The following is a 17142-nucleotide window of genomic DNA, read 5'->3' as shown; positions in this document are numbered from 1 at the left end:
CCCTATACCGGGCAGCACTAGCCGGCAACTCGGACCCGTTGCCGCCCCTGCCCGTGCAATACGCCGACTACGCCGCCTGGCAGAAGTCGGAGGCGGTGCAGCAGGCCATGGCGGAGCAGCGGGAGTTCTGGCGGCGGCAGCTGGCGGCGCTGCCCGACGAGCCCCTGGTTGCGCCGGACCACCCCCGGGGGGAGACGCGCCGCTTCCGAGGCGCCGATCTCTACACCGAGCTCGACGCCTCGTCGGCCCGTTCCCTCGAAGCCTTGGGTCGGAGCGAGGGGGCCACCCTGTTCATGACCCTGCTGGCGATCTTCGCACTGCTGATCCATCGGCGGACCGGCGTCACCGACCTGGCCGTGGGAACCGACGTCGCGGGACGGGATCGCAGGGAGCTGGAGGGACTCATCGGCTTTTTCGTCAACAACCTGGTGCTGCGGGTCGATGCCGGCGGCAACCCGAGCTTCCGGGAGCTCTTGGGGCGAGTGCGGGAGGTGACGTTGGACGCCTTCGCGCACCAGCAGGTGCCCTTCGAGAGGGTGGTGCAGGACCTGGGGGTGCGCCGGGACCCGGCGCGGACGCCGCTGTTCCAGGTCCTCTTCGTGCTCCAGAACACTCCGCGCAGCAGCGCCGAGGTGGCGGATCTTTCCCTCCGGCCCCTGGGTATCGAGTCGGCGGTGAGCAAATTCGATCTGGCGGTCTTCTTTCGCGACTCCCCCGGCGGCTTGGCCAGCAAATGGACTTACGACACCGACCTCTTCGAGGCGAAGACGGTTCAGCGGCTCCTGGACCGTTATCGCCATCTCGTGCAGCAGGTGGTCGAGCGTCCCAACGCCCCGTTGTCGAAATTCGAGCTCGAAGCCGAGTCGGACCAACGGCCACGGCGGAGCGCCGAGCGGCTGCGTTCCCGCCGCCGCCGACACGGCGAAGCTGGCCAGGTAAAGCAGTCCGGAAGCTGAGCTTTCTCTTTGAGCTGGAATGATTTGAACGCAGAGGATTGACCACGAGGATAGGCAGTAAACCGATGACCACGACTCTTCAAGGATTCCGACTTTCGATCCAGCAGCGGCGACTCTGGGGGCAGCGCGGGCAGAGCCCGGCCTTCTGCGTCCAGGAGGCCGTCCTGATTCATGGGCCCGTGGACGGTGAGCGCCTCGAACGGGCCTTCCGGCAGGTGATCGCACGGCACGAGTCCTTGCGCACCACCTACCACCACCGGCCGGGTATGAAGCTGCCGATCCAGACTCCGCTGGACGAGCCGGAGTTGCGCTTCCAGGAGCGCGCCCTCGACGAGCCGCCGACCCGGGAGCTTGCCGCCGAGGAGCTGCGCCGGCTGCGCCGCCGGCCCTTCGATCTGGAGATGGGGCCGGTGGTGTGGGCGACGCTCCTGCGCGGTCCCGGAGACCTTCATTTGCTGCTCATCGCCCTACCCAGTCTCGGGGCAGATGTTCGCAGCCTGCAGCTGGTCCTCTATGAGCTCGCCGAGGCCTACCAAGACCGCTTGTCCGGAGCGACGGACGAGGATCCGCTGCAATACGTGGAGTTCTCCGACTGGCAAGACGAGCTGGCGGAGGCGGACGACGAGGAGGCCGCCGAGGCTCGCGGCCGCTGGCAGCGCTGGCAGCAGGAGGCGGAAGGGGCGACGCCGCGCTTTCCCGAGATCGGGGCCGCCAATTATCGGGGCCGGCTCAAGATCGAAGTTCATCGGGCCGAGCTCGACGCGCCGCAGCTGGCTCCGCTGCGCCGTGTTGCCCAGGAGCACGGGGTCGAGCTCGAGGCTCTGGTCTTCGCCGCCTGGGCCGCCGTTCTGCTCCGGCTCACCGGTCATGAGCGCCTGGCGCTCCACCGGCGCTTCGACAACCGCCCCTTCGAGGATCTGGAGTCGTCGGTGGGAGTCTTCGCCAAGCATCTGCCGGTGGTGGTCCAGGCCACCGCGGGACTGACCCTGGGCGGCCTGGTGGAGCAGCTCGATGATCGGGTGGGCCAGATCGCCCGCTGGCAGGAGTATGCCCTGCCGGATTCCGCGGCCGATTCCGAGGCCCTTTCGGAGGATGATCCGTGGCGTTTCGAGTTCAGTTCCTTGGCGCCGGCTCGGGAGGTCGGGCCGCTTCGCTTCGAGCCGGTGGATCGCTACAGCTGGAGTGAAGCAGCACCGGTGGCGCTGATGGCGACGGAGCGAGGAGAGGAGCTGATCCTGGACCTCGTCTTCGACCGACAACGGGTTCCCGAAGCCTGGATCACGACCTTGGCGGAACGCCTGTCCCGGGCCCTGGCGGCGCTGGCGGAGGATTGGAATCTGCCGTTGGCGGATCTCGGTCTGGTCCTGGAACAGGAGGCGACCGAGCTGGCGGCGCTGGCGGGCCTGCCCTTCGAGGTCCAAGGTCCCTGCGCCGGCGGAGCTCCGGGAGTCCTGGGACGGATCGCGGAGCAGGTCGAGGCGCACGGGGATCGGACGGCGTTGATCAGCGACGAGGGGAGCTGGACCTACGCCGAGCTCTGGCGTCGCTCGGGCAGGCTCGCGGCGGCGTTGCGCGCTGCCGGCCGGCCCCGCGAGGAACCGGTGGGGCTGCTGCTGGAGCGGGGTGGCGGTTTCGTCGCGGCCCTGCTGGCGGTCTGGCGGGCCGGCCATTCCTACCTTCCGCTGGACCCGGCCTTGCCGGCGAGTCGCATCGAGGAGCTGCTGAGGCGGGCGGGAGCCTCGTGGCTGGTGGCTTCGGAGGCCACGACGGTATCGGCCCCCGAGGGGGTGAACGAGCTAGCGGTGGAGTCGATGACGGATCCGGAGCTCGACGAAGAAAGCCCGGACTTCGACCTCCCGTCACCCCATCAGCTCGCCTACGTGCTCTTCACCTCGGGCTCCACCGGCGAGCCCAAGGGGGTGATGGTGGAGCACGGCCAGCTGGCGAGCTACGTGGCCGCCTTCGAGCGACGGGTGGATCTCGAGGAGGTCGAGCATTGGGCGGTGGCTTCCACCTTTGCGGCGGATCTCGGACATACGGCTCTATTCCCGGCGCTCTGCCGTGGCGGCACCGTCACCGTCTGCTCGGCGCAGGCCGCCGCCGATCCGGCGGCCTTCGGTGACGCCATGGCCGCGGCCTCCTTCGGGAAACCGGTGGAGGGATTGAAGATCGTCCCCTCCCATCTCAAGGCCCTGATGTCCGGGGAGGCGCCGGAATGCACCCTCCCTGCACGGCTGCTGGTCCTGGGCGGCGAGGCCTGCGACCCCGAGCTAGTGGCTCGCTCCCGCGGGCTGGTGCCCGGATTGCGGGTGGTCAACCACTATGGCCCCACCGAGACCACAGTGGGAGCGACCGCCGGGGAGGTACCGGAGGCAATCCCCGGGGACCGAGGGGAGGCCGCCTCACCGATTCCCCTGGGCCGGCCGCTGGCCAACGCCACGGCCTGGGTGCTCGACCGGCGGGGAAAGCAGGTCCCTCTGGGAGTGCTGGGGGAATTGTGCATCGGTGGCGCGGGGGTGGCCCGAGGCTATTTGAACGCTCCCGCCACCACCGCTGAGCGCTTCGTCCCCGATGCCTTAAGCGGGCTTTCCGGCGCGCGGCTGTACCGTAGCGGGGACCGGGTCCGGGTGGGGCCGAACGGTTTGGAGTTCCACGGCCGTGTCGACCACCAGGTCAAGCTGCGGGGATTCCGCATCGAGCTGGGCGAGATCGAGACGGCCCTGCGCGGCGTGGAAGAGCTGCGGGAGGCGGTGGCCGTGGTGCGGGACGACGGGCAGGGTTCCCGGCTGGTGGCCTACGCGGTACCTCGCGAGGGCCGAAGCCCCTCCGCCGAGGCCCTGCGCCAGGAGCTCGCCCGGCGGCTGCCGGAGTATATGGTCCCGGCGGCCTTCGTCCTCCTGCCGCAGCTGCCTCTCAACGCCAACGGCAAGGTCGATCGTAGCGCTCTGCCGGTTCCCGAGGAGGCGGCGGCCAAGTCGGAGTACGTGCCGCCCCGGGACGACACCGAAGCCGCGCTGGCGGAGATCTGGGCCAAGGTCCTGGGCGTGCCGCGGGTGGGGATTCACGACGGCTTTTTCAGCATGGGCGGGGATTCGATCCTGGCGATCCAAGCGGTGGGGCAGAGCAATCGCGCCGGCTTCAGCATGACGCCCCAGCTGCTCTTCCGCCACCAGACCATCGCCGAGCTGGCGCCCCAGGTGGGCAAGGCCCGACCCGCCGAGGCCAAGGCCGCGGTCACCGGTTTGGCCCCCCTGACCCCGATCCAGAGTTGGTTCTTCGGCTTCGGCTTCCTCTATCCCCATTGGTGGAACCAGAGCTTTCTCTTCGAGCTCGGCGACCAGGAGATGGACCTGGCGGCGCTCCGCCGCGCCGTGGCGCTGCTGGTCGACCACCACGATGCGCTGCGCACGTCCTTCCCGCTGCAGGATGGACGGCGGGTTCAGCGCTTCGAGCCCCCGGGGCAGGCCGAGGCGCCGGTGCGCGTGGTGGATCTCCAGGGGCTCGAAGGAGAGGCCTGGCACGAGGCGCTGCAGAATGCCGCCCGCAGCGCCCAGGGGAGCTTCGACTTGGAAGCCGCGCCGCTGCTGCGGGTGGTCTGGTTCGCCGGGGCGACCCCCGCCCAAAGCCGCCTGCTCCTCATCGTTCACCACCTGGTCGTCGACGGTGTTTCCTGGCGCATCCTATTGGAGGACTTCCAGGCCTTCTATCAGCGGCTGAGCGCCGGTGAGACGCCTCAGCTGCCGTCCAAGACGACTTCCTACAAGGAGTGGGCGGAGCGCCTGGAAAAGTTGGCGGACGCGCCGGCCATGGAGGCTCAGCGGGATTTCTGGCTCGAGCTGCCGAGATCGGCGGCGGCGGGATTGCCGCCGGACTTGCCTCCGGATGGGGACGGGGCGAACACCATGGCTTCCGCCAGCGCGGTGGGGAGAGCGGTCTCCAAGGAGGTCACCCAGGCCTTGTTGCAGGAGGTGCCGAAGGCCTACGGTACGCGCATCGACGAGGTACTGCTCACCGCCGTGGCACGGGCGTTGGGACCGCGCATCGATGGCCGCGAGCTGCTGGTGGAGCTCGAGGGCCACGGCCGGGAAGATCTCTTCGACGAGGTCGATCACTCGCGCACCCTGGGTTGGTTCACCACCCACTATCCGGTCTGCCTGCCGGCGGTCGCCGACGATCCCCCGGGGACCGCTTTGGTGAAGGTCAAGGAGAGCCTGCGGCGGGTGCCCAAGGGCGGCATCGGATTCGGCATCCTGCGCTATCTGAGCCAGGATGCCCACACCGTCGAGACCCTCGAGGGCCTGCCCGAGCCGACCCTGGGCTTCAACTATCTGGGGCAGCTGGATCGCATCCTCGACAGCGCCGGATCGTTGCGCGTCGCTCGCGAGAGGCCGGCCGAGGAATCGTCTCCTACGGAGCGCCGCAGCCGCCATCTCGACCTCGGCATCAGCGTGGTGGCGGACAGCCTGCAGGTGCGCTGGACCTTCAGCCAGGATCTCTACCGGCGCAACACCATCGAAGAGGTCATGGAGCGCTTCCTCCAATGCCTCGAAGAATTGGTCAACCACTGTTTGGACCCCGGGGCGGGCGCCTTCACCCCCTCCGACTTTCCCCTCGCCGGTCTGGACTGGAACCAGTTGCAGCAGGTCGAGGCGATGGTGGGCGGCCCGGAGAAGGGAGTCCGGCCGGATCTCGAGGACCTCTATCCGCTGACCCCGCTCCAGGAGAGCCTGCTCTATCACGCGCTCTCGGCTCCCGATTCCAACGTCGGCTTCGAACAATCGGTGTCGACCCTCGCCGGTCCGCTGGACGTCGACGCCTTCGACCGCACCTGGCAGCGGGTGATCGAGCGCCATCCCATCCTGCGCACTTCGATTCTCACCGACGGCGTGCCCCATCCTCTCCAATGCGTCCAGCGCCGGGTCGAGCTGTCGGTCGCGCACCACGATTGGAGCGATCTCGACGGCCCGGCTCAGGAAGGGCGGCTGGAGGAGCTCCTGCGTAGCGACCGCCGCCGCGGCTTCTCCCTGGAACGGGCGCCGCTGATGCGCGTCGCGCTGATCCGGCTGGCGCCGGAGCGCCACCAATTCGTCTGGAGCTATCACCACCTGATCCTCGACGGCTGGTGCCGGGGGCTGGTGCTCGACGAGGTGTTCGCCCTCTACGACGCCTTCCGCCGCGGCGACAAGCCCGAGCTGCCCCAGCGCAGGCCTTTCCGCGAGTACGTCGCCTGGCTCCAGGAGCAAAATCAGGACGAAGCGCAGTCTTTTTGGACGCGGACCGTCGGCGGCCTCGAGGGTCGCACCGACTTGGCGGTGGATCGTCTGGAGACCGGCGCCCGGGACGGGGAACGCTATCGCTGGGTCGACGCCGAGCTCGACGAGACCGCCAGCGATGGGCTGGAGAGCTTCGCCCGCCGCCACGGCCTGACCCTGAACTCTTTGGTCCAGGGCACCTGGGCGATCCTGGCGTCGCGCTACAGCGGACGCCGGCGAGTGGTCCACGGCATCACCGTTGCCGGCCGGCCGACGGATCTGGAGGGAGCCGACGCCATGCTCGGCATGTTCGTCAACAACCTTCCCGTCTGTTTGGAGGTCGACGAAGAGCGGCCGGCCAGCGAGTGGTTCCGCGAGGTGCAGGACCAGCTGGTGGAGCTGCGCCGCTTCGAATACAGCTCCCCCTCCGACATCCAGGCGTGGAGCGGATTGAGCCCCGGCCAACGGCTCTTCGAGGTCCTCGTGCTGTTCCAGAACTACCCCATCGGCGACGTCGGCGGCGAGCTCACCTCGCGCAGCCTGCGCATCGAGGATTACCGCTCCCGGCTGGAGACCAACTATGCCCTGACCCTCGGCATCGGCCGGGCCAGACCGCTGATTCTTCGCCTCTTCTACGATTCCCGCCGTTTCGACGAAGGCAGCGCCGGGCGCATGATCGATCATCTCGGAGCGCTGCTCGAAGGGCTGGCCGCCGGCGAGGATCCGAAGCTCCAGGAGCTCGTCCTGGAGCCCGAGGGTGGCCCGGTAGCGGCTCGGGGCCTTCCCGGCGTGCCCGGTCCTGCCGCTGGCGACGATCCTCTGGCGCGCTTCGGCGAGGCCTGGGCCGGCTCGGCGGATCGGGTTCGCGGCCCGGTTGATTCAGGCACCGAGGCGCTTTCGGGAGCTCAGGTCGCAGAGCGCTCCCGGGCCATCGCCTGGGCTCTGCGGGATGCCGGCGTCACCGAGGGCTCGCGGGTGGCGGTGACCGTCGCTTCGGATCAGCCGCTGCTGCCGGCGCTGGTGCTGGGAGTGCTGGCCGTCGGCGGCACCCTGATCCCCATCGACCCTCACACCGAGGCGCCGGTGGCCGCCGATTTCTTGGTGAAGAATTTCCTATTGACGGCAGATCTCGCGGTGCGCGGCGGCTCGTCGTCGGCCTCTGAGCTCTCGTTGGCCGAGGTTCTTGCGTCGAAGGAAGAGCGCGGTGAGCTGCCCGGGATCTCCGGTCGGGCCGGAGCGCTGGTGGTCCGCCTGCGGGCCCGCCGGCCGGTGCTCTTCTCCCGCCAGGCGCTGGCGAGCCGCCTGCGCGCTCTCTCCACTCCGCTGCGCCGGGACGATGTGCTGGGGCTGGAGCCGGAAGGGAATTCCTCTGCCGAGGCCGTGCTCTGGGACGTACTCTTGGCGCTCTTCGCGGGCTGTGCTCTGCGCTTGCCGTCCGCCGAAAAAGATGCCTGGAGCGACGACGTCACCGCTCGGGCGGCGACCGCCGGCCGTTGGGTAGAGATCCTGCGCGGCGGGAGAGCGTTGCCTGCCGGCTTCCGGGCCCTGTGCCGGGGCGAGGCCCCGGCGGTGGGGCTGGTCCGTGAGCTGGAGGCGTCGGGGGCCTCGGTGTGGCGGGTCGATGCGGAGCTGCCCTGCGCCCAGGAATATCGCGACGGTGCTCCGGTTCCTCCGGCGGACCTGGAGGCTCCGAGCCTGCGGGTGGTGGACGAGCAACTGCGCCCCACCGTGCCCGGGGTGCGGGGCGAGATCGTGTTGTCGGGGGCCGATCTGCCGACGGCGCTGGACGACCCGGCGCCTCTCCTGGGCTTGCTCCGTACCGGCCGTAGCGGGCGCCGGTTGCCCGGTGGTGTCGTCGAGGAGCTCGGCGGCGGGCTCTCTCCCTTCGGCCCGACGGAGTCCCGGCACCGCTTCGACGAGGTGGCGGCGCTGCTGCGGCGGCGCCCGGAAGTCCTGTGGGCGGGGGTCGAACCCCTCGACGGGGAAGCGGAGCGCGGGGTCGCCTTCGTGGCCGGCCGGGACGCGCTGGACGCGGCGAAGCTGCGGACCTTCCTCGCCGGCTATCTGCCGCCGGATTGGATGCCCGCGGGCTTCGTCGAGGTCGAGCGCCTGCCGCTCGACAGCATGGGAGCGGTGGATCTTCAGGAGCTTCGGCAGGCCGGCCACGGACGGCGCATCGATAGCTTCGTGGCACCGCGCAATCCCACCGAGCTGACCCTGGTGCGCATCTTCGAGGATCTCTTCGGCTACGGGCCCATCGGGATCCGGCAGAGCTTCTTCGAGCTCGGCGGTCACTCGTTGTTGGCCCTCGGCCTGCTGGCCCGGGTGCGCTCGGCCTTGCGGGTCGACCTGCCCCTGAGCACCCTGCTCGAAGCCTCCTCCGTCGAGGCTCTGGCGCAACGGGTGGAGCAGGCCCGCGGGGATCGCTCCCAGGGCGAAGAACCGTGGAGCCCGCTGGCGGCGATCTCCCCGCAGGGCACTCAGCGGCCGGTCTTTTGTATCCATCCCGGCGGCGGCAACGTGCTGTGCTACGTCGATCTGGCCTATCGCCTGGGGGATGACCAGCCGCTCTACGGGCTCGAAGCGCGGGGTAGGGAAGAGGGGGAAACCCCTATCGAGAGCCTGACGGAGATGGCCGAGACCTATCTCGCAGCCATACGGCGGGTTCAGCCGCAGGGGCCCTATCGCCTCGCCGGATGGTCCTTCGGCGGTTTGGTGGCGTTCGAGATGGCGCGTCAGTTGGCGGCGGCGGGGGATTCCGCCGAGTGGGTCGCCCTCTTCGACACCGCGCTGCGGGAGGGGGACTTCGAGGTCGACGACCAGGCCCTGCTCCAGGACTATCTCGGTGAGGAATTACCGATTCCTCCGGCGGAGCTGGAGGCTCAGGGCGACGTCCGACAACAGTTGGCCTATGCCGTCGAGCGGGCCCAGGAGGCAGGATTGCTGCCCCGGGGCTACTCCTTGGACCGGGTGGGCCGGCTATTCGAGGTGCGCAAGGCCAATCTGCGCGCCGGTGTCGGCTGGCAGCGCGGGGAGCTCGACGGCTCGGTGGTGTTGTTCCGGGCTCGGGAGCGGCGAGAAGAAGATCTGGGAGAAGACTACGGCTGGAGCCGCTGGGCGCGGCGTGTGGAGGTGGTGGACGTTCCCGGCAATCACGACACCATGCTGCGCTCGCCTCATGTCGAGACTCTGGCCGCCGAGCTCCGGCGGCTGCTGGCGCAGGGATCTCCGGGAGATCCGTCGTGAGGCCGAGATCCAAACAAAGCCGCCGGTGCCGAAGCACCGGCGGTCGCTTTTCGTTCGATCAGAGAAGGGGCCGACCGACCCGGCGGCGGTCAGCGGCGTCCGTTGGGGTCGAAGAAGTCGAAGGGCTGGCCGGTGGCCTCGTCCGCCGGCTCCGGCCCCCGCTGGAGGCGGTCCAGAGCCCAGGCGGCACGGCTCCGCACCGGCTCGCTGGAATCGTCCTGAGCCGCCCCTCGCAGGACCTCCGTGGCCCTCGGGTCGCCGATCATGCCCAGCGCCCAGACCACCTGCTCGCGGACGATGGCGGAGGAGTCGGAGAGGCTCTGCTCGAGGGCCGGCAGCGAGTCTCCGGTGCCGTGCAAGCCGAGGGCCCAGGCGCCCCGTCGGCGAACCTCCGGGGAGGCGTCCAGGAGAGCTCCTTCGAAGCTCCTCGACTCTCCCTCGTCGGCCACCAGGCACAGCGCCCACACCGCCTGCTCGCGCACGTCGTCGGAGGCATCCTCGGCGGCGGCGCGCAGACCGTTGACGGCGCGCTGGTCGCCGCGCAGGCCGAGAGCCCAGGCGGCCTTGGCGCGAACGCTGGCAGAGGAGTCTTCGAGCAGCTCGAGGAGCGGCTTGACGGAGCGTTCGTCGCCCACTCGGCCGAGGGCCCAGGCGACCATTTCGCGGACTCCCGCATCGGGATCGCCGGTCATCGCCAGCAGCGGCTCGACGGAGCGTTCATCACCCACCTGTCCGAGGACCCAGGCGCCCTGCTCGCGGGTGTCGGCGACGGAGCTGCGCAGGTTGGGCAGGGCCTCCTGGACCATGGCGTCGGCGTTCAGCTCACCGCGGCTGCGGGCGTCTTCGATCTGCTGATAGATCGAGGCCCGGACCTGCTCGCTCCGGGCGCTCGGGGCCGCGGCGGCCTCCGGCGCGGCGAGGGCGGGAACGATGAGGGCGAAGGCGACGGTGGTGCCGGCGATGAGAAGGGCCGGCAGCGAGACGTTGTTCGTGGGCCGGTAGCCGGGTTGCAGCAGCCGGCGCACCCGCGCCAGCAGGGTGCCGCCGTTGGCCGCCATGGCCAGCTCGCCGGTCCTGCGCAAACCCTCCAGGGTGGCCAGGGCCCGGGCGTAGCCCAGAGGGTCTCCGCTGACCTCCACTGCCGCGTCGTCGCACAGATTCTCGCGCTCGGTGCGCAGCAGGTTGGAGGTCCACCACACCGCCGGATGGTAGAAGAGCAAGGTTTCCGCGATCCGTTGCAGCCCGTTGACCAGCACGTCGTGGCGCCGGATGTGGGCCAGCTCGTGGGCGAGGATGGCGCGCAGCTGAGGCGTCGAGAGACCGGTGACGCTGCTGGCCGGCACCAGGATCACCGGGCTCAGCCAGCCCACCACGGTCATCACGTCCACCCGGCTCGATTGCAGCAGCCGGACCTGGCGGCGAATCCCCATGGCATCCCGCAGCTCCTCGGCGCAGCGGATCAGGCCCGCCGGAGCCGGACTGATGGCGCGCCGGCGCAGGCTGCGGGTGCCCCACCAACCGCCGAGCAGCCGCAGCAGCAGCAGCGAGGCCCCCAAGGTCCACAGCACCACGACGGCGGGAATCCAACCGGCAAGCCAGTCGCCGGCGGAGCTCCAGGAAGCGGCTGCGGCGGGATCGAGAGAGAGCGCCTGGGAGGCCCCGGGCGCTGCCGTGGCGACCTGATCCGCCTGCACAGGTCCGGCGACCGCCGCCGCAGACTCGTGGCCCGAGAGCTGGAAGAAGGTCAGCACCGGTGCCGCCAGCATCAGCAGCAGCGTGACGCCTGCCGCGACGTAGCGCGCTTGGGCGCTCGCCTTTGCCACGGTGCGCAGGACGACGGCCAGGAGCAGGGCGAGCACCGAGCCTTGCCAGAGAAAGTGGACCAAGGTCCAACCCAGGGGTTGAACGGTCTCCGCACTGAGAAGACTTGCCAGATTCATCATCGTTCTCCTTCGATGTCGTCGAGCAGCCGGCGGATCTCCTCCAGCTCCTCCGAGGACGTGGGGCGGTCGGAAAGGGCTCGCATCACCAACTGGCTCGCGGAGCCCCCGAAGGCCGCGTCCAGCAGGTGGTCCACCAGCTGCCGCTGGGTCCGCTCCGCCGGGCTGGAGGCCTTGTAGACATGGCTGCGAAATCGTTCGTTGCGGGTCACCAAGCCCTTCCCCAGCATGATCTGGAGCAGCTTGAGGACCGTGCTGTAACCCACCGCGCGGTCAGCGGACAGGTGATCGTGGACTTCTCGCACCGTGCTCGGGCCGCGGTCCCAGAGGGCGCGCAGGATCTCGAGCTCCGCCCCGGTGGGCCGAGGAGGGGGCGGGGCAGAGGAGCGGTCGGGGTTGTCGTGGGCTTGGCTCAAAGCTATCTCTCGCTGTCGGGAAGGGGTTTGTGGGTCGTCGAGGAGGATCATATACGAAACTCTTCGTACGTCAAGGAAAATCTTCGTACTTCTGTTGATGGGGTGTGTTCTGAAATGAGGTCACGATGACGAAGAACGGTCTCAACATCCTGGGAATCTCCGCCTTCTTCCACGATTCCGCCTGTTGCCTGCTGCGGGACGGCGAGGTGGTCTCCGCGGTGGAGGAGGAGCGATTCTCCCGCTGCAAGCACGACCCCGGGCTGCCCTGGCGGGCCTTTCGCTTTTGCCTCGAAAGCGCCGGGCTGTCCCTCGACGATCTCGACGCCGTCGCCTACTACGAGGACCCGGTCAAGAAGCTCGGGCGCCAGCTGTGGATGGCGCTGCACCCCTCGCTGCCGGAGGCCGGGCGGAAGTCTCTGTTGTCGCGCCTCGAGCCCGGAGAGGTCGAGCGGCAGCTGCGCCAGGAGCTCGGCTGGGAGGGTCCGGTGGATCGCTTCGACCACCATCAGAGCCACGCCGCCAGCGCCTTCTATTTCTCCGGCTTCGAGGATGCCGCCATCCTCACCGTGGACGGCGTCGGCGAGTGGGCGACGACCACCTACGGCCGCGGGGCGGGGACGGTGTTGGAGCTGCTCGAGGAGGTGCACTTCCCCGATTCCGTCGGCATGCTGTACAGCACCATCACCGCGTACCTGGGCTTCAAGGTCAACTCCGGGGAGTTCAAGGTCATGGGTTTGGCGCCCTACGGCCGGCCCCGGTTCGTGCGCCAGATGCAGCGGCTGGTGGATCCCGGCTCCGACGGCCAGTACCGGCTGAGGCTGGAGTACTTCGATTTCATCGGCGCCGAGCGCATGTACTCGGATCGATTGGTCGAGCTCTTCGGCCGTCCGCCACGCCGTCCCGAGTCGGAGATCGAGCAATTCCACAAGGACGTCGCCCGCAGTCTGCAAGTGCTTTTGGAAGAGCTTTTGTTGCGCAAGGTGCGGTACCTCCACCAGCGGGTGGGGAGCGAAAATCTGTGCATGGCCGGTGGGGTGGCGCTGAACTGCGTGGCCAACGGCCGGCTGCTGCGGGAAGGTCCCTTCGAACGCCTCTTCGTGCAGCCGGCGGCGAGCGATTCCGGGGGAGCTCTGGGGGCGGCGATGCTCTCCCACGTGCGGCGCGGCGGCGAGTTGCCGGCGACGAGGGAGCGCATGGCCCACGTCTTTCTGGGGCCGCGCTACGAGTCCACCGAGGTCGCCGAGCTGCTCGCCGCCGGCGACGTCGAGGCCTTGGACTTCCGCGGCGACGAGGAGGCTCTGCTGGAAGCGGTGGCGGAGCGCCTGGCCGCCGGCAAGGTCGTCGGCTGGTTCCACGGGCGGATGGAGTTCGGGCCCCGGGCTTTGGGCTCGCGGTCGATTCTCGCCGACCCCCGAGGCCCCGAGATGCGCGACCGCATCAACGCCCTGGTCAAGAAGCGGGAGGCCTTCCGGCCCTTCGCTCCGGCGGTGCTGTTGGACCGTATGACGGAACATTTCGAGCTCGACCATCCCTCGCCCTTCATGCTCGAAACCTGCCAGGTGAGCTCGCCCCTGCACCTGCCGGCCATCACTCACGTGGACGGCTCGGCGCGGGTGCAGACCGTAGAGTCCCGTCACAGCCCGCGGTTCGCCGCCCTCATCGAGCGCTTCGCCCGGCGCACGGGTTGCCCGATCCTGCTCAACACCTCGTTCAACCTGCGCGGAGAACCCATCGTGTGCACTCCTGTGGACGCGCTACGGACCTTCATCCGTTCGCGCATCGACACCCTTGTCTTGGAGGATTTCGTCCTCGATCGCGACGCCATGCCGCCGCTTTGGGAGCCGTTTCTGGAGCTGGAGGACGCGCCCGCCGAGAGCGCCATCACCCACGAGGTCTACACCCTGTTCTAGGAGCCTGAAGCGCGGGTTCTCACGGCTCGCGGAAGGTTGGGAGAAACGACGATGCACGACCCACGAACGGAAGCGATCAAGGCCCTGGCTCAGGAGACCGCCGAGCGGCTGAGCGGCGGCGAGGGGGCCGACGGGCTGCGCCTGCTACGGCGTCTGGACCTGTTAAACGGCGCCGGGGCTCCGGAAGCCCAAGAGCGCCCGAAGTCGGAGAATGGAACGGTGGGCATCTGGAGGGCCCGGGACGCCTCGGAAGGCCGGGTCTTCGAGCGCATGCCCGAGCGTTCCAAGGAGTGGCCTCTGTGGGCGGACTTGCCGGTCATCGGGGCCCGGGGAAGAGCGAAGCGGGTGGTGCTGCTGGGGGAGTCGGTGGCCCGGGGCTGGTTCTACGAGCCCGCCTACACCCCCGCCAAGGTTTTGGAGCAGATGCTCTCCCGGGCGGGCATCGGAGACGGCGTCGAGGTGCTCGACCTGGCGCGCACGGATCTCGACCTGGAAGGTATCGAGGGTCTGCTCGAGCCGGTCTTGCTGCTGGAGCCCGATCTGGTGGTGATCCTGGGCAGCAACAATTGGGTGCGAGCTGCCCGGGAGCCTCTGCTGGCGGACCTGGAGGGCCGTCAGCGGGCGGCCCAGGCGCTGCGACGGAGCGGGGTGCCGGGCATGCGGCAAGTGCTGGAGGAGGCCACCGGGGAATTGGTGGATCGGCACTTGGAGCGGGTCGCCCGGGTTTTCGGGGCGCAGGGCGTTGGCTGTGTCTATCTGGTGCCGGAGTTCAATCTGGGAGATTGGCGGGACGACCGCTCGGGGCTCGCTCCCTGGCTCGCCGAGGCGGGGGCCAACGAGGCCTGGGAGCGGCTGCGGGGGGAGGCCTTGGAGGCGTTCGGCGATGGAAATCTCGACCTGGCCGAGGAGAAGGCGCGCCGGATGGCCGAGCTCGACGCCGGCACTTCCGCCGTAGCCCAGGCTCTGCTGGCGGAGGTGGCGGCCCGGCGGGGCGAGCCGGAAAAAGCCTTGGAATTCTTCGAGCGGGGCCGGGACGCGCGCATCTGGGACGGTACGTTCCCCTCGCCCCGCCCCCTATCGCTGATCCAAGAGCGGCTTCGGGCGTTGCCGCCGGACGGCCCCGTCACCGTGGTGGATTTGCCGGCGGAGTTCCGGCGCGCCGGCGCGGACGGGATCCCCGGCCGGGGTCTGTTTGCCGACTACGTGCATCTGACCGATCTCGGAATCCGGATCGCCATGGCGGCCGCCGCCCGGGCGGCGGCGGCGGAGCTGCTGGGTGGCAATTTGGCTCCAGAAGAGCTCGCTGGTGACGAATACCTGCCGGCGGCGGAGATCGTAGCCCAGGCTCACTTCGGTGCCGCCATCCACTCCGCCCATTGGGGACAGCGCCAGGATGTGGTGCTGCACCACTGTCGGCGAGCCCTCGCAGCGTCCGGCGCCATGAAGGAGGTCATGCAGCTGTACCTGGACCTGCAAACCCGCCGGGCGCCGGTGTGGATGTGCACGAGCGCCGAGCGCCTGGCGAAGCTGCCGGACTTCTCGCTCCAGCGCTACATCGCCAAGACCCATCTCAAGCTCTTCGATGGGGTGCTGCTGGGGGCCATGGCCACGGCCCTCGAGGAGCAGGGGTGGAGCGCCGAGCAATCTCTGCTGGAGCTCCGCCGCAGCGAGGTCGGGCTACGGCCGGGACGGCCGGTCGATCTATTGGACGCCTACTTCGCCGAATCTTGGGACGACCGCGAGCGCAACTGGAAGAGCAAGGAGGGAACCCCCCGCTTTTTCCGCGCCCATACCAGCCGATCAACCTTCCCCTTGGTGGTGGACGATGCCGGTGCCGAGCCCGTCCTCGAGCTCACCCTGCGCACGCCACGCCAGGGCCGGGTGCAGGTAAGGCTCGACGGCGAGGTGATCGCAAAGCTGGAGACCGGCGGGGAGTGGCGCAGCTGGCGGTTGGCCCTCGCCGCCCACGGGCTCTCGCCGGGGGTTGGAGAGCTGGCCCTGCTGTGGAACGCTGGGGTCGCCGATGCAGTAGAGGCTCTGAACCGCGCCGCCGATGAGCTGGAGCAGGGGCGCTTCCCGGTCAATCTGCTACCGGTCTTCGGCGAGCTCTACAGCCTGCGGCTGGTCACCGGCTGATGGGCCGGAGGAGCTTGAGAAGCCGTGGGCTGCTAGGTGCTGCGCAGAGCATCGAGGGGGTCGATGCGGGACGCTCGCCACGCCGGCAGGAGGGCTGCCAAGGCGCCCACCAAAGCCAGCAGCAGGCTGACGAGGGCGATCACCGCGGGGTCCAACGCCTGGACTCCGTACAGCTGGTTGGACAGCAAACGGCCGGCGGCGACGGCTCCCACGACTCCCAGAGCCACCCCGATGGCGATCAGCCGCAGGGTTCGCCACAGGACCCAGCCCGCCACCCGTTGGGAGGCCGCTCCCAGGGCCATGCGCAGGCCGATCTCCCGGGTGCGCCGGGCCACGGTGTAGGCGGTGACGCCGTAGATTCCCAGGGTCGCCAGGAACAGCGCCACCAGCGCGAACGCGAGCAGCAGCCGCAGCACGAAGCGCTGGCGGGCGATGGAGCCGGTGACCAACTCGTCGGTGGTTCGGATGTCGAAGATGGGCAGGGTCGGGTCGAGGGCGCTGACCGCCTCCCGCGCTTGGCTCACGAGAGCCTTGGGATCGCCGCTGGTGCGCAAGACCACGGAATTGGCGGATTGGGGATCCTGCAGCAACGGGATGTAGGCCTCTGGCAGCACCTCCTGTGCCAGGCTGGTCTGGCGCACGTCGCGGCTGACCCCGACGATGGTGACCCACGGTGCCTCCTGGTTGGGCAGGGCGAATTTGACCTGCAGCCCCAGAGGCTCTCGGCCGTCGAGGAAGCGCTGGACGAAGGTCTCGTTGACTACGGTGACGGGAGGAGCGTCGGCTCCGTCGGCATCGGTGAAGGTCCGGCCTTCAACGAGGGGAATGCCCATGGCCTCGAAATAGCCGGCGCTGACCTCGAGATGCTGGACCTTGGGCTCTTCTCCCTCCGGAAACGGTTTCATCCCCTCGATGGTGAAGTCGCCGTTCCACCACACTCCGTCGAGGGGCAGCACAGGCACCGTTCCCACGGCCTCGACCCCCGGGCGGGTGCGCAAGTCGGCGAGGAGGTTGCGGTAGAAGTTGGCGACCTGCTCCGGCTCGCCGTAGGAGCTGCGGGGCAGCGCGACGCCGAAGGTGAGGGCGCCGGGCTCGAAGCCCGGATCGACGGCGATGAGCCGGTCGAAGCTCTTGATCATCAAACCGGTTCCCGCCACCAGCATCAGCGCCAGGGCGACCTCGGCGACCACCAGGACGTTGCGCGTCCGGTGGCTGTGATCGCCTCCCCGGGTGCCCTCCTGCCGCAGGACCTTGGCCAGGTCCAGGCGCCGGCTCGAGATCTCGAG

At 69.3% G+C, this 17142-nt stretch carries 7 protein-coding genes; 4 read left to right on the top strand and 3 right to left on the bottom strand.

Going from position 1 to position 17142, the window contains the following annotated elements:
* Nucleotides 1–956: condensation domain-containing protein (locus tag SX243_18915; GenBank protein ID MDY7095051.1), on the top strand; the 956-nt coding region annotated here is incomplete at its 5' end.
* A gap of 65 nt (nucleotides 957–1021) precedes the next feature.
* On the top strand, nucleotides 1022–9454 hold the full coding sequence (locus SX243_18910) for an amino acid adenylation domain-containing protein (GenBank protein ID MDY7095050.1): 8433 nt from the start codon (nucleotides 1022–1024) through the stop codon (nucleotides 9452–9454).
* An 89-nt stretch (nucleotides 9455–9543) separates the two neighbouring features.
* Here the strand turns inward: SX243_18910 and SX243_18905 are convergent, their stop codons facing one another.
* On the bottom strand, nucleotides 9544–11397 hold the full coding sequence (locus SX243_18905; protein ID MDY7095049.1) for a M56 family metallopeptidase: 1854 nt from the start codon (nucleotides 11395–11397) through the stop codon (nucleotides 9544–9546).
* Nucleotides 11394–11810, bottom strand: coding sequence for a BlaI/MecI/CopY family transcriptional regulator (locus SX243_18900; GenBank protein ID MDY7095048.1), 417 nt, complete (start codon nucleotides 11808–11810; stop codon nucleotides 11394–11396). The genes SX243_18905 and SX243_18900 overlap by 4 nt, the downstream gene beginning before the upstream one ends.
* Before the next feature lie 125 nt (nucleotides 11811–11935).
* On the opposite strand from SX243_18900, the gene SX243_18895 reads away from it, so the two are divergent.
* Both SX243_18895 and SX243_18890 read left to right on the top strand, forming a co-directional pair.
* Nucleotides 11936–13720 (top strand): carbamoyltransferase, encoded by a 1785-nt coding sequence (locus tag SX243_18895; GenBank protein MDY7095047.1) that lies wholly within the window; start codon nucleotides 11936–11938, stop codon nucleotides 13718–13720.
* Nucleotides 13721–13771: 51 nt separating this feature from the next.
* Nucleotides 13772–15856: a hypothetical protein gene (locus SX243_18890; GenBank protein MDY7095046.1), complete on the top strand. Its 2085-nt coding sequence runs from the start codon at nucleotides 13772–13774 to the stop codon at nucleotides 15854–15856.
* A 32-nt stretch (nucleotides 15857–15888) separates the two neighbouring features.
* On the opposite strand, the gene SX243_18885 is transcribed toward SX243_18890, so the two are convergent.
* The coding region (locus SX243_18885) for an FtsX-like permease family protein (GenBank protein ID MDY7095045.1) at nucleotides 15889–17142 on the bottom strand (1254 nt) is incomplete at its 5' end.

The organism is Acidobacteriota bacterium (assembly GCA_034211275.1).
Lineage (GTDB): Bacteria > Acidobacteriota > Thermoanaerobaculia > Multivoradales > JAHZIX01 > JAGQSE01.
The sequence above is the reverse complement of the archived record's forward strand: the minus strand, read 5'-3'. Positions and strand labels throughout refer to the sequence as shown.

Coding starts and splice junctions, on each gene's coding strand:
- SX243_18905 (MDY7095049.1), bottom strand. CDS start 11,397: ATGATGAATCTGGCAAGTCTTCTCAGTGCGGAGACCGTTCAACCCCTG.
- SX243_18910 (MDY7095050.1), top strand. CDS start 1,022: ATGACCACGACTCTTCAAGGATTCCGACTTTCGATCCAGCAGCGGCGA.
- SX243_18895 (MDY7095047.1), top strand. CDS start 11,936: ATGACGAAGAACGGTCTCAACATCCTGGGAATCTCCGCCTTCTTCCAC.
- SX243_18890 (MDY7095046.1), top strand. CDS start 13,772: ATGCACGACCCACGAACGGAAGCGATCAAGGCCCTGGCTCAGGAGACC.